The sequence below is a fragment of the Achromobacter sp. ESBL13 genome (assembly GCF_036668755.1).
Taxonomy (GTDB): Bacteria; Pseudomonadota; Gammaproteobacteria; order Burkholderiales; family Burkholderiaceae_B; genus Achromobacter.
Map to the genome: position 1 here is coordinate 40,008 of NZ_JAZEVT010000009.1, position 13,670 is coordinate 53,677.

Annotated in this window: 13 protein-coding genes and 1 tRNA gene; 4 read left to right on the forward strand and 10 right to left on the reverse strand. The window is 59.5% G+C overall.

Going from position 1 to position 13,670, the window contains the following annotated elements; translation table 11 throughout:
- The first annotated feature begins 107 nt into the window (after window positions 1-107).
- Window positions 108-899 carry a class I SAM-dependent methyltransferase gene (locus tag V6F88_RS26740; protein WP_332613360.1) on the forward strand — a complete coding sequence of 264 codons (792 nt, stop codon included), beginning with the start codon at window positions 108-110 and terminating at the stop codon, window positions 897-899.
- A 43-nt stretch (window positions 900-942) separates the two neighbouring features.
- Here V6F88_RS26740 and V6F88_RS26745 read toward each other — a convergent pair whose 3' ends face one another.
- From V6F88_RS26745 to V6F88_RS26760, 4 genes are all read right to left on the reverse strand, one after another.
- Window positions 943-2,280, reverse strand: coding sequence for a hypothetical protein (locus tag V6F88_RS26745; RefSeq protein ID WP_332613361.1), 1,338 nt, complete (start codon window positions 2,278-2,280; stop codon window positions 943-945).
- 70 nt (window positions 2,281-2,350) lie between these two features.
- Entirely contained in the window at window positions 2,351-2,782 is a 432-nt protein-coding gene (locus V6F88_RS26750) for a hypothetical protein (protein ID WP_332613362.1), read from the reverse strand.
- A gap of 8 nt (window positions 2,783-2,790) precedes the next feature.
- The gene (locus V6F88_RS26755) at window positions 2,791-3,759 is read right to left on the reverse strand and encodes a glycine-rich domain-containing protein (RefSeq protein ID WP_332613363.1); all 969 of its coding nucleotides are present in this window, start codon (window positions 3,757-3,759) and stop codon (window positions 2,791-2,793) included.
- Entirely contained in the window at window positions 3,749-4,201 is a 453-nt protein-coding gene (locus V6F88_RS26760) for a DUF2612 domain-containing protein (RefSeq protein ID WP_332613364.1), read from the reverse strand. The genes V6F88_RS26755 and V6F88_RS26760 overlap by 11 nt, the downstream gene beginning before the upstream one ends.
- A 99-nt stretch (window positions 4,202-4,300) precedes the next feature.
- Here V6F88_RS26760 and V6F88_RS26765 point away from each other — a divergent pair, with 99 nt between their 5' ends.
- The 3 genes from V6F88_RS26765 (at window position 4,301) to V6F88_RS26770 (ending at window position 5,875) form a co-directional block, all read left to right on the forward strand.
- Window positions 4,301-4,648, forward strand: a complete 348-nt coding sequence (locus V6F88_RS26765; RefSeq protein WP_332613365.1) for a hypothetical protein — start codon at window positions 4,301-4,303, stop codon at window positions 4,646-4,648.
- An 82-nt stretch (window positions 4,649-4,730) separates the two neighbouring features.
- Window positions 4,731-5,072 (forward strand): helix-turn-helix domain-containing protein, encoded by a 342-nt coding sequence (locus tag V6F88_RS27955; protein WP_442880405.1) that lies wholly within the window; start codon window positions 4,731-4,733, stop codon window positions 5,070-5,072.
- 11 nt (window positions 5,073-5,083) lie between these two features.
- A complete protein-coding gene (locus tag V6F88_RS26770) occupies window positions 5,084-5,875 on the forward strand; it encodes a tyrosine-type recombinase/integrase (protein ID WP_332613366.1) in 792 nt (263 codons plus the stop codon).
- Window positions 5,876-5,901: 26 nt separating this feature from the next.
- Here the strand turns inward: V6F88_RS26770 and V6F88_RS26775 are convergent.
- From V6F88_RS26775 to V6F88_RS26800, 6 genes are all read right to left on the reverse strand, one after another.
- Window positions 5,902-5,980: transfer RNA gene (locus V6F88_RS26775), tRNA-Ile, on the reverse strand.
- A 9-nt stretch (window positions 5,981-5,989) separates the two neighbouring features.
- The gene (gene rpoD, locus V6F88_RS26780; protein WP_332613367.1) at window positions 5,990-8,266 is read right to left on the reverse strand and encodes an RNA polymerase sigma factor RpoD; all 2,277 of its coding nucleotides are present in this window, start codon (window positions 8,264-8,266) and stop codon (window positions 5,990-5,992) included.
- 779 nt (window positions 8,267-9,045) lie between these two features.
- On the reverse strand, window positions 9,046-11,109 hold the full coding sequence (gene dnaG / locus V6F88_RS26785) for a DNA primase (RefSeq protein WP_332613368.1): 2,064 nt from the start codon (window positions 11,107-11,109) through the stop codon (window positions 9,046-9,048).
- A 19-nt stretch (window positions 11,110-11,128) separates the two neighbouring features.
- Window positions 11,129-11,341, reverse strand: coding sequence for a 30S ribosomal protein S21 (rpsU, locus tag V6F88_RS26790; RefSeq protein WP_006218592.1), 213 nt, complete (start codon window positions 11,339-11,341; stop codon window positions 11,129-11,131).
- A 399-nt stretch (window positions 11,342-11,740) separates the two neighbouring features.
- Window positions 11,741-12,283 carry a phosphoribosyltransferase gene (locus V6F88_RS26795; RefSeq protein ID WP_046803673.1) on the reverse strand — a complete coding sequence of 181 codons (543 nt, stop codon included), beginning with the start codon at window positions 12,281-12,283 and terminating at the stop codon, window positions 11,741-11,743.
- Between the two features lie 81 nt (window positions 12,284-12,364).
- On the reverse strand, window positions 12,365-13,660 hold the full coding sequence (locus V6F88_RS26800) for an adenylosuccinate synthase (RefSeq protein ID WP_050446295.1): 1,296 nt from the start codon (window positions 13,658-13,660) through the stop codon (window positions 12,365-12,367).
- Window positions 13,661-13,670 lie beyond the last annotated feature (10 nt).

Consider the following 13,670-nt stretch of genomic DNA (forward strand, 5'->3'; position numbering starts at 1 on the left):
CGACAACATCGCGCCCCCTATAGACGAAAAAAAACCCGCCGAAGCGGGCTTCTTCCCTGAAACTGTGAAAAAGATAAAATCCATCCCTTCGACAAAGCGAGGGCGGCATGGCTATTCCGTACTACCGCAAGTTCCCCATTTACGATTTCTGGAAAGGATTGTTCAAAGGAAAGGCGCTAATTCAGCGCAAGCTCTTTGGTCACCTCAAGGAGCAGGTGAGGTCCTGGCCGAAGGAAAAGCAATACACACACGGGTATTTCTACCAAGGCCTAGAAGAACTTGGGATTACTGGTGGCAAGCCAACCGGTTTTCGCTTTAAGCAGTACGACGTCGATCAGATTCTGAATAACGCTGACATTCTTGATATCGGCAGTAACGCTGGCTTTGTCGCCGTTTACTGTGCCTGGCGGGCCAAGTCCGTCACAGCGATCGAATTGAACCCGCATCTCAACCGCGTAGCCCGAGACACCGCAAAGCACTTCAAACTGAGCAATATGGAGGTCATCGACGGCGACTTCTCCACGTTCCAAAGCGACCGAAAATACGATGTGGTCCTGTCGTTCTCGAACCACCACACCATCGATGGGAACCTTGACATGGGGTTCGAGAACTACATCAAGCGGATCGTTTCGTTTCTTCGCCCCGGTGGCCATCTCCTATTCGAGAGCCACAATGTTTTCGCGGAAGGGAAAGGCGGAATGGGTGACGATGGCGACATGGAACACAAGGTCGCCATCATGAACAAGTACTTCACCATTGAGCGGTACCGCATGGTGAATTGTTTCCTCAAGCACGGCATCGAAGATCTGGACAAGCTCTTTATCGTCGCGCGCCTCGCCGACGATCCGGAGCCCGTCGACTTCAAGCTTCCCGAGGCGATGAAGAAGTACGCCTACTAGGCCGGCGCCAGAACGGTAATCGTGCCGTTCCCGCCCATAGCCTTCAACGCGCCATTCTCCACCCAACGCTGGACCCCCGCCACCATATTGCCATCATGCTCATGACAGTCGTAAAGGAGAATATTTTGAGAATGTAGAAGTACCGTGACTCAAAATGCACCAGCACAAAGATCACAGCGGCGGCCCCGTAAAGCGAAGCCACCGACCACGCCAGCACCGCCCACCAGCGGTAACCGCGCACCACCCACAACAACGGCAGCGAGATCAGCAGGCACAACAGGAACACGATGTTCGCAACGCCGTCCATGGCATAGAACCAGGCCGACAATGGATTGTGTGGATAGGAGAACGTATTCCAGTAGTTCCGCGCCAGGGCAAGCTTCGCGGAGATCCACTTCACGGGGTTCTGGAAGAATGCCTTTAGGAACAATGATCTATCGTTCTTGCCGCAGTAGTCAGGCTCCAACTTACAAGCCAGGTTGCCGCCGCCGTTGATCACAAATGAGCCATTCTCCGCCAGCAGCGCGTCGTCGGTGCTAAGCGCAGTCCTAACCGTCAGACTGGATGTCTGCACCCAAAGGAAGTTCCCATGCGTGGCATAGCTGTGCATGCGCCACGGCACCATGAGAACGTGCGCGACGGTCAGAGCCAACAAGATCGCCTTGATAGAGAACAGGCTGTCCGTTCTGATGCTGGGCGCCTTCGCCTTGCGCGCCCGCCATGCCAAGGCAACCACAGCGAGGACGCCTACGGCGGTGGCTACCATCACAAAGACCTCGTACTGCGACCGAAAATAAGCCGAGAGTGCATACAGCAACCCCGCCCAGGCCGCGACGCGCAAGCGGCCAGATTCGACCGCCTCCAGCATGAGCAATCCTGCGGTGATGAAGAAGCTGACCGAAAACGTTTCGCTCATCACGATACCGATCGGCTCGAAAAGAAACAGCCGAGGCATCGGAAAGACGAAGATTAGAAAGGGCAATAGGCTAGCGGCGGCAATGCTCACGAAGCGCGACAAATACCGGCGCTGCACGGTCACCATCGTGGCCAGCATCGCGCAGGCACAGACCTGAGCCAATACGATGATCGGTGCGTTGCCGCCGAACACCTTCAGCAGCCAGCCTTCCAGCAGCATGAAGCCAGGTGGCCAGAAACCCACCACCCAATAATTCGCCGGCTGCACCCATCCATGCAGGAAAATGTCCTTGGCGCCGATGGCAAATGAGCCGGGGTCACTGATGCCGAGTCCGTCATTGACGTGATCAATCGTCGCGAGAAGCGCCGGCTGGGCGCCGCCGTCTCTCAACAGCACCCCGCCGATCATGAACAGCACGAAGCTGAAGAACCAATACCACGCCGGTTTTTTGTAGGATATTTGCATCTAGCTCAACGTTTTTGGGTTGCAGCGATTTTATATGCCACGCCCCGTCCGTCAATTCAGTGCCCACCTTTCAAAGCCGAATGCCACTGGCAGCCGCGAATAGCTCGTCCAGTTGAGTGTCGCTCAAGCCCAATGCAATGCGCGCGGCCTCAACTGCCGGGCTATCGCGTCGGAACGAAGTCCCTTTCTCGAAAGCAATCCGGTGAATCGGGTCCGTGTCGGGCGCTGCGGCCCAATCCGTGACCACGTCAAGCAATCCTGCCACAGCCAAAGCTGCATAGGCCTGCCCGGCGGATACTTCGCTCGGGACCACATGGGTCAAGGGTTCCGCGTCCGGTGGCGAGAACTTCTTGCCGTTGTATGTCCAGCCAACCACAGGAGCCGGTATTACTTTTGTAGTGTCCAGCCACACAAGCGACGAATGGAAAATCTCGTAGATATCCTTCTCCGTCTCGTACAGTTCCGTGACGACGCCATCCTGGATCAGTGCGTATGTTGCCATATTGGATCTCAATATCGAATGTTGATGAGGCCTGCGCCGCCTGCTGCACCAGAACCAACGTTGGAGGGGCCGCGCCCTGCCCCACCGCCTCCGGGCATGCAGCCAGGCGCAGAAGACCCGACGCCAGCACCGCCACCGGCACCTCCGAAGGAAGTATTCCCACCCGATCCACCTAAGGCAGTAGAACTCGCAGAGCCTGCGCCAGAGGTGATATTCAGGATGGTGCCAGCGCCGATTCCGCCCGCGCCGCCATTGCCGCTCGCGTTCGACGTCCCCCCACTCCCACCTGTTGCGCTCAGCAGCGCGCCAAATGAGCTAGCTCCACCATTGCCGCCGTTGGCGCCCGAACCTCCTGCCGAGCCGGCTGCGCCTACGACGTATGAATAGACGGTTCCAGGAACAACGGGGAAGATTCCCCGAGCATAGCCACCCCCGCCACCACCGCCACCGCCAATTCCGCCTGTCGCCCCAACGCCACCACCGCCACCGCCGCCACCCCAGAGTTCGATATCGATCGACCGAACGCCAGCTGGGACAGTGAAGCTCCCGCTCGTAGTTAGAGACACAAGCGTCGGGGAGGTGAAGAGGCTGAGCCAATTGGCGCCGCCGGTATCCGGATTGGTCGTATTGTTCTCGACCACGTTCAGCCAGTACCCGGACAAGTCCGCGCGCAGCAGCAGAGCCCCTTTCGGGTATCCGCCCACAGCCGTCGCGAAGGCCGAATCGTAGGTGTAGCCGCCGCCGCTTTGGTTCCAGCGCATGCCGGCGCTCAAGAAGTTCAGAATACCGTTGAAGTCCGCGCCGTAGGGCGGCACGCCGCCGGCCGCGAGCGGCGTCATAGTCAACGGTGGGAAACCGTCGGTGAACGACGCCAGGCCAGGCGTAATGCCAATCTGCGAGGCGACGGGGATGGTGTTCTTCGTCCCGCTGTTGGCGAACGGGACGGCCGACTTGGTAGGTGCGTTGCTAGCTTGCATTGATAAGCCCCGAAGAGGTAAAGAAGACACCGGAACCGAACGGCTGCATCAGCGCCTCGTTGAATCCGAAGGTTGTGGGTAGGTCGACTTGCAGGACGTTAGCGAGGACGGCGGCGGGCTTTGGAATCGCGCCTGACTGGGTCAGAATCGCAATCTCATACGGTTCAAGCGCGAACTCGAACACGTACCGGAACTCCATCTGCCCCGTGTCGGACACATAGCAGCGTCCGCGCCCGGCAAACAAGTTCGAAAGGAGCCTGTTCAAGCTGGGCGACGTGCAGTCGGAAATGTTGGCCAACGCCTTGACCAGGATCAACTTGCGGTATGCGTCATCCGACAGCCGGTACGTTTGCGTCGATGGCACGCCTGTGAACATTGGCGCCTGATTGAATGGCTGGCAGTCCAGGGCCTCCTTGTATCCAAGGTAGGTGTAGCGTGGCATCTCATCTTTCGGCATGGCGAGAACTGGGCGCATGCGGGCGTACTGATGGAGCGCTGGGCGAGACAGTGGGTGAAGGTTAATCCGGAGAAGGAGCAATAAATGCCAATCCTACGATTTGAAGGCTATAGCGACGATACGTTCGGTGAAGTCGAGCACTCCAAGGACGACTACGACAACTGCGCCAGTGGGCGTCCAATCGAATACTTGGTCGAGCACAAAGAAAGCGGCCTGGGCTTGATCGTCACTGGACAGCATTGCCCAGGAAACTGCGGCTCATGGCTGATCGGTGTGGCCAATCACGATCCGCAATTGGACGACCGCGATTTCCCCCGCTGGCCGATGCGAATCGAAGCGCTGAACTACCGCAACGGTTTTCAGCCGTCATTGGTCATCGAAGCGCCTGATGGCGTGACGATCCGGTGTTTGCAAAAGGATGCGGATGACTGACGTTATTGAGCAGATGCTCAGAACCACCCGCAAGAATTGGATGAAACAGCCCGCCTAGCGCGGGCTTCGTTTTGGAGGCGATATGCTTTCTGTCCCCGAGGCCGCCCGAGAATTGGGGCTCTCCCCCCGTACCGTCTATGATCTGGCCGCCCCGGGTGGCCCGATCCCCTGCCACCGCGTCGGGCGCCGGATCTTGTTCGCACCCGAAGACCTAGCCGAGTACCTGCAATCATGCCGATATACCGAGACAAAGCGCGCGGTTGCCTCATGTTTGAGTTCGACCGTCTCATTGAAGGGCAGCGGGTCCGCGCTCGAAAAGCTCTTCCAAAGTCGTGGAGTAAAGCCCAAGCTGACGCCTACGACCGCCAAGAGTAGGCCCGACTCTACGCGCTTGCAACTGGTGTCGAACGCCCGCAGTTCCTGATTGAGGACGCGGTGGCGATCTACATCAAGGAGCGCATTCCGGACCTGAAATCCGGTGAGATCATCACCCGCGAGCTGGCGCAGATGATGTGGGCCTACCAGGGAAAACCCATGGGCGCGCTGCATGAGGTCTGCAAGGAATACGCCGACAAGGCTCTGCATGATCTGACCGGCGAGCCGCTGGCCCCGGCCACCAAGCGCAACCGAATCCGCTACCTGACCAGCGCCTGCCGCTGGGGATGGAAGCGCCACGGGAGGCACGACCGCGACCCGGCCGAGCGAGTAATCGCCCCGGAGGTTCGGAACGAACGCCGGAACTATGTGAACCGGGCCGAGATGCTGGCCATCGCCCGGGCGTGCAAGTGCAAGAAGTCGCGCGCGGCTATCCGGATCGCCTTCTACAGCGGGATGCGCCTAAGCGAAATTCTGGAGGCGGTACGCCAGGATGGGATGTTCATGCTGGAGGACACGAAGAACGGCGAACCCCGCCACGTGCCTATGCACCCGAAGATCCGCTCGGCGTCGAAGGTGGCACCACGCAACAAGTGGAACGTGTCCAAGGAGTTCAAGGCGGCAGCGGTCGCGGTGGGCATGGGTCACCTGCGCTTTCATGACCTACGCCACAGCGCAGCCAGCGCCATGATCAACGCCAATGTGCACCTGTACACCGTCGGCGCCGTGCTTGGTCACAAGTCGGCAGCCAGCACCCAACGCTACAGTCACTTGGCAACCGAAGCGATGAAATCAGCGCTCGGGGAGATTGGCAAGAAATCCCCCACACAAAAAAAAGCGCGGGTTGCGTGAACTGCCCGCAAACCCGCGCTGTTACTTGGTAGGCCCCCCGAGAGTCGAACTCGGCACCAACGGATTATGAGTCCGCTGCTCTAACCAGGCATGAGCTAGAGGCCCAGGAAAGGATTACTGCCCTTCGAGGAAGCTTTTCAGCTTATCGGCGCGGCTGGGGTGACGCAGCTTGCGCAGCGCTTTAGCCTCTATTTGGCGGATGCGCTCGCGAGTCACGTCGAACTGCTTGCCCACTTCTTCCAGGGTCTGGTCGGTGCTCATTTCGATACCGAAACGCATACGCAGAACCTTGGCTTCACGCGGGGTCAGAGAGTCTAGCACTTCCTTGACCACATCACGCATGGAACCATGCAAAGCCGCGTCCGAAGGCGCCAGCGTCGAGGTGTCTTCGATGAAGTCGCCCAAGTGCGAATCATCGTCGTCGCCGATCGGCGTTTCCATCGAGATCGGTTCTTTAGCGATCTTCAAGATCTTGCGGATCTTGTCCTCGGGCATGTCCATCTTCTGCGCCAGGGTCGCGGGATCCGGCTCAGCACCGGTTTCCTGCAGAATCTGACGGCTGATCCGATTCATCTTGTTGATCGTTTCGATCATGTGAACCGGAATACGGATGGTGCGCGCCTGGTCGGCGATCGAACGCGTGATGGCTTGGCGGATCCACCACGTGGCGTACGTCGAAAACTTGTAGCCGCGACGGTACTCGAACTTGTCCACGGCTTTCATCAGGCCAATGTTGCCTTCCTGGATCAAGTCCAGGAATTGCAGACCACGGTTCGTGTACTTCTTGGCAATCGAGATCACCAGACGCAAGTTGGCTTCGGTCATTTCGCGCTTGGCCTTGCGGGCCTTCGCTTCGCCCGTTGCCATGCGCTTGTTGACGTCCTTCAGGTCCTTCAGCGGCAGCACGACGCGCGTCTGCAGGTCGATCAGCTTTTGCTGCAGTTCCTGAACCGCGGGAATCTGACGTTCCAGCGTTTCGGCGTAAGGATGGCCGGCGCTGACTTCGTCAACGACCCATTGCAGATTGGTTTCGTTGCCCGGGAAGACCTTGATGAAGTGCGTGCGCGGCATGCCGGCACGGTCCACACACGTGTGCAGGACCGCGCGTTCAAGCTGACGCACTTCTTCCACCTGGTTGCGCAGCGTGTCAGCCAGCTTTTCGACCATCTTCGCGGTGAAGCGGATGCCCATCAGTTCGTTCTGGATGGATTCCTGCGCGCGCACGTAGATGTCCGACTTGTAGCCGTCTTTCTCGTACGACAGGCGCATCTTGTCGAACTGCTTGCCCACTTCGTCAAACTTGGCCAACGCCTTCACGCGCAGGTCTTCCAGCTGCTTGCTGGACATCCCGCCGGCGGGACCGTCATCGCTTTCGTCTTCGTCAGCGGTGACACCGGCGCCGGCGTATTCTTCGCCGTCTTCCGGATCAACCAGGCCGTCGACGACTTCGTCGATCTGCGCCTGGCCTTCCCGCACGCGCAGGATGTGGGCCAGGATTTCGTTGATCGTGGTCGGGCAGGCCGAAATGGCCATGACCATGTGCTTCAAGCCGTCTTCGATACGCTTGGCGATTTCGATTTCGCCTTCGCGCGTCAGCAGTTCAACCGAACCCATTTCGCGCATGTACATACGCACGGGATCGGTGGTCCGGCCAAAGTCGGAATCCACGGTGGTGAGCGCGGCTTCGGCTTCGTCTTCGACATCGTCGTCGTTGGACGCAACGGGGGCGTTTTCGCTCATCAACAGCGTTTCGGCGTCGGGCGCTTGGTCGTAAACCGCGATACCCATGTCGCTGAACGTGCTGATGATGCCGTCAATGGCTTCGGCGTCGACCAGATCGTCGGGCAGATGGTCGTTGATTTCGCCGTAAGTCAGGTAGCCGCGGTCTTTGCCCAGTTTGATGAGCTGCTTCAGACGGTTGCGGCGAGCTTCGTATTCTTCCGGCGTGACGGGGCCGCGCGCGATCAGATCCTTGGGATCTGCCTTGCCGCGCTTGCCGCCGCGCTTGGGCGGCTTCAGGTCAGGCAGCACTTCGCCTTCGCCGTCCATCGTGTCGTCGAAGCCATCGCCGTCGTTATTGGCGTTCTTGGCGGGGCGGCCCGGGCGGCGGCCGCTGGGTACCGGACCCGAGCGAGGCGCGCTGCCGCCCACCAAGTCGGCGAGCTTGTCCTCAGCCTTCTTAGCGCGCGCCTTGGTCACTTTTTCGGGCTTGTCACCCGCAGCCGTCTTGGTTGCCTTTTTGGCAGCCGTCTTGGCGGCAGGCTTGGCGACCTTCACCGCCGTCTTGGCGGGCGCTTTTTCCGCCGCCATGCTTACGGCACGCTTGGCCGCGGGGGCCTGAGTTTCAGCCGCATCAATTGCAGAGGAGGATTTGCCGGTGGATTTGGTCATAGTCGCTTCCGTGGTCGTCGCAACCCGTTTGGGCATGTTGCACCGCGCTGGTTCACCCTGGACGGTGGCCCAGCGCGACGCAGATACGGGTAAAACAGATAAACCGGCCAAGATCACGCGGCTGCGTTGTTCGCAGCGCCAGCTCTTGCGAGCCCGCTTGGCGCCTTGCCGGTGCAATACCGTTCGGGCGCTTAACGTGCATAACCTCATCCTGCGGCGGATTCCGGGCGTCGGGGGGGCTGCCTGCCTATAAATAGGCTTTGCTTGCTTATGGGGACGGTTGCCCCTAGCAGCTATGTAGACACAGCACCCAGACCACTAACGCTACGCAAAAATGCTCACCGCTGAACTGCCTGATTCACCGCTCAGCCTTCGGCTCCAGCCGTCGGCCATAAAATCACTTAAAACAAGTACCTTGATGTACTTCGTCCTCGATGTACTTCGTCCTCGATGTACTTCGGTCTTTCTCAATACTGCTTTTGCTTCAAATCTTCTTCACTACGTCTCGCGCGCCTACTTCCTGCCAGACCGCCTCAAGCAGCAGCAGCCGCGGAAATCTATTAGATTCACCTAGCCGGAATTGATTCCGCCGGCTTGGGCAAATCCATGAGCACAAGCCGGCCGGGGCAAGGGTCATCTCGGATTCAGAAATATTTCAGGAATCTTTGCGCTGCAAACGTCGGTGCATAAAATGCAAGGCTACGCTTGGAAGGCCGCCCTTGGCACTACACAGCCCGGCAGGCGCCCTTGCCAGCGGACAACCTTCGATTTTAGCGCATTTACCGTATCCCAGCACCTTTCAACACCGCCAAACGGCTGGACAGCTCCAGATAGCGCTTTCGCGCTTCTTCCGTAGACAGCCCCGTCGCTGCCAGCTTGGCCATTTCAAGCTTCGCTGAATCAAATTCAATGCGCCGCAGGGCGTCGTCCCACTCGGTTTGGGGATCCGGCAGATCTTCCTGAGACAGGATGTCCGCGCGCAGCCCCTTCAGGACGGTCGCCAGGTCGGAATCCGGCTCGGCCGCCTCCAGCAGGGCACCGACATGGCGCGCGCCGCTGGATTGGGCCAGCATGATCAAGTCCCGTACCAAACCTAGATGGGGACCATGGTCGATGACTTCAAGCTGCTGATCGCCCATCGAGTCGACAAGTTCGGGGTGAGCAAGCAAAAGCCCCAGCAAACGCTTGGCCAGCGACGGCATGGTGCGGCGCCCCTCAAAGCCGCCGACATCATTGTCCCGGCGCCCTTTCCAACTGCCCTTGCTGCCCTTCCAGTCGCTTTTGCCTTTCCAATCGCCTTTGCTCTTCCAATCAGGCTTTCCACCGGACCGTTGGCCGGAGCCCGCCACAGCTTCTCCACCCGTCGACGGAAATTGTCCGTAATCGGCAAAGTCGGGTTCTTCAGCAGGAATGTCGTGGAAATCATGGCCGGCAAAGTCATAGCCCATATCGGAGTGACCGCCGTCCTGATCCGGACCCGAATTCCCGGACGGCGCGCCGGCCTCGCTCGCGCTGGCTTTCGCGGTGCCAGGCGGCGCAAAAGGCTTAGCCGGTTGCTGTGCCAGGATCTGGGACATTTCCTCAGGCGTCAGTTGCACCAGCTTGGCCATTTCGCGCTCGATCTGGACGCGCAAGGCGCATTCCGGGATGGCCGCCAGCAGAGGTTTGGCCTCGTGCAGACAACTGGCGCGCCCTTCCGCTTCATTCATGTTGTGGCGCGAGGCCAACTCGTCAAGCAGAAATCGGGACAGCGCCACTGCGTCGCCCAGGCATGCGCGGAATGCTTCAGCGCCAAGTTCGCGCACGTAGGAATCCGGATCGTGCTCGGACGGCAAGAAGAGGAATCGAATGGCGATATCGTCGCGCAGCACCGGCAGACAGGCTTGCAACGCGCGCCAAGCGGCACGCCGACCGGCGCCGTCACCGTCAAAACTGAATATCACCTTGTCGCTGGCGCGCAGCAGCTTCTTAACGTGGTCCGGCGTCGTTGCGGTGCCTAACGTCGCGACCGCGTTGGCGATCCCTTGCTGCGCCAAGCCGACCACGTCCATGTACCCTTCAACCACGATCACCTGACCTTCCTGGCGGATGGCTTGGCGCGCTTCCCAAAGGCCATACAGTTCATGGCCCTTCGAGAAAAGCGGTGTCTCGGGAGAATTCAGGTACTTGGGTTCGCCCTTCCCGATGATGCGACCGCCAAACCCGATCAGACTGCCTCGCGCGTTGCGGATCGGGAACATGACGCGCTCGCGAAAGCGGTCATAACGGCGCCCATCTTCGGACTCAATGACAAGGCCCGACTCCACCAGCGTGGGGTCGTCGTAATTGGGAAAGACCTGCGAAAGGCCGTGGCGGTCGGTTCCCGACCACCCCAAACCAAAATGCGCGGCAATTTCGCCCGTCAGGCCACGTTGCTTCAGGTAACGGATCGCGGCCGGAGAGGCGCGCAACTGCTTCAGATAGTGCGCCTGCGCGGCATCCAGCACCTGCGTATGGCGTGATTCCTCGGCCTTGCGGCGCGCGGTTTCCTGCTGCTGACGTGGACTTCGATTTTCTTCCGGGACCGTCATTCCCGCCGAAGCCGCGAGCGTGCGCACGGCTTCGGGGAAACTGGTACCCGTATGTTCCATCAGGAATGTGATGGCGCTGCCATGGGCTCCACAGCCGAAGCAGTGATAAAACTGCTTGGTGGGGCTGACAGTGAACGACGGACTTTTTTCGTTATGAAAGGGGCACAGGCCAAGCAAGTTGGCCCCACCCTTTCGCAACTGCACATATCGCCCGACTACATCGACGACGTCGACTCGGGCGAGTAGATCCTGGATGAATGATTCTGGAATCAATAGATTCGGGAATCAAAAATCAATACAGGCGCGGGGGCAGTTGTTGGCTACGAATGCGCTTGTAGTGGCGCTTCACGGCGGCGGCGTGCTTGCGCTTGCGCTCGGCCGTGGGCTTCTCATAGAACTCGCGCGAACGCAGCTCGGTGAGCAAACCGGTCTTTTCGATGGTGCGCTTGAAGCGGCGCAGAGCGGCTTCAAACGGTTCGTTTTCCTTCAGTCGAACGATAGGCATAAAGTGATTGGCCTGCTTGTAGGGTAACAAAAGTTGATGACAAACCTGGCTTGCTTACCAGCAACGCTGCGCGGGTCCAGGTCCGCGGTAACCAATAACCGCGGAACGAGGAACCTTGAAAGCGCAACCCAAGTTCTCGAAAAACGACGTAGCGGGAAAACATGCAGCGCTGCTTTGCAGTACCGATGCGTACCCACTCTTGCCCGTTTTTTACGTATTTCTCGGATTTCCGCTGGCTGTTTCCGTTACCCAAAGACTACCCAAAGAGTAACAAGCCAAGTTCGGTTTAGCGATAACCAGCGATTCTAGCATGGTCATGCACGCTTTGACTACTAGGAGGGACACTTGGCGCACAGATGCATCCCTCCTTTCCTGCATTGGACTTCAGACTGGCCGAGCTCAGCTCTTATAACCCTTGCGGATCCACGCCTCCAGCTGATGCGGGCGCAGGCTGTCGTAGTCCTCGAACGGCTGGTGGATCCAGGGATTCGTGGGCAACTTCTCGACGTAATAGTCGGGCGTGGCCTGGGAATGCCCTTTCCACCAGAGGACGGCGCTGCGCAATTCCGTGATGTCGGCGAATTGGCTTTTCAGATGATCGTAGACCTTGCTGAAGGTCTTGCCGGTGTCGACCATGTCGTCCACCAACAACACCCGCCCGGACAATGTGCCGCGCGTGATGGTGATGAACTGCGCGATGTCCATGTCGCCCTGCTTGGTGCCCGCAGCTTCGCGGTAGCTGCTGGTGGCCAGAATGCCCAGCGGCACATCAAAAATACGGGACATAACGTCGCCGACGCGCATACCGCCGCGCGCCAGGCAAAGAATCTTGTCGAACTTCCATCCCGACTGGTGCACCTGCAAGGTCAGGCGCTCAATCAGCCGGTTGTAATCGTCCCACGTCACCCACAGATGGCTCTCATCATTGGTCGGCGCGCTCATAGGTAAGCGTCTCCTGCTTAAAGATACGAAAAGGCCGCCGCCGGTATGAGACCGGCGGCGGCCTTTGGAATAATAACCCGATCAGCCCTTCAGGGGATGACGCAGGACAATGGTTTCATTGCGGTCAGGGCCAGTCGACACCAAGTCGATCGGCACGCCGCAAACTTCGGCCACGCGTTCCAGGTAGCGACGAGCAGCGGCGGGCAGCTTGTCGTACTCGGTGATGCCGACGGTGGACTCGGACCAGCCCGGCAACTCTTCCAGCACCGGTTGCGCTTGCGCAACGGCGTGAGCGCCGTAAGGCAGCACGTCGCGGAATTCACCGTTGACGCGGTAGCCGACGCCCAATTGGATCGTTTCCAGGCCATCCAGCACGTCCAGCTTGGTGATGCACAGGCCGGAAATGCCATTCAGGCGAACCGAACGCTTCAGCGCGGCGCCGTCGAACCAGCCGCAACGGCGAGGACGGCCGGTGACCGAACCGAATTCCTTGCCGATGGTGGCCAGACGCGTGCCGATTTCGTCGACCAGCTCCGTGGGGAACGGACCCGAACCCACGCGGGTGGTGTACGCCTTGGTGATGCCCAACACGTAATCCAGCTGCTGCGGACCCACGCCAGCACCGGCCGAAGCGGCACCAGCCACGCAATTGCTGCTGGTGACGAAGGGATACGTGCCGTGGTCGACATCCAGCAATGCGCCCTGCGCGCCTTCGAACAGGATGCGCTTGCCTTCCTGCTGCATGGCATACAGGTTGCTGGAAACGTCCTTGACCATGGGAGCGATGGCCGGAGCCAGCGCCATGGCCTGATCGCGCACTTCGTTGGCGGAAACCGCTTCGGCGCCCAGATACTTGGTCAACACGAAGTTGTGGTAATCCAGGACTTCGGCCAGCTTCTCGTCAAACAGCGACGGGTTGAACAGGTCCTGCACGCGCAGCGCGCGGCGGGCAACCTTGTCCTCGTACGCCGGACCGATGCCACGACCGGTCGTGCCGATCTTGCCTTCGCCCTTGCGCGCTTCGCGCGCCTTGTCGATGGCCACGTGATAAGGAAGGATCAGCGGGCAGATTTCGGAAATCTGCAGGCGCGAGCGCACGTCCAGACCGGCGGCTTCCAGCTCTTCGATTTCCTTGAGCAGGGCTTCCGGGGACAGCACGACGCCATTGCCGATAAAGCAGGTGACACCGGGATGCATGATGCCCGACGGGATCAGGCGAAGAATCGTCTTCTTGCCGTTGATCCACAGCGTATGGCCGGCGTTGTGACCGCCTTGGAAGCGGACCACGCCTTGGACGGATTCCGCCAGCCAATCGACGATCTTGCCTTTGCCCTCGTCACCCCATTGGGTGCCGATTACGACTACGTTCTTGCTCATGTTACGAATC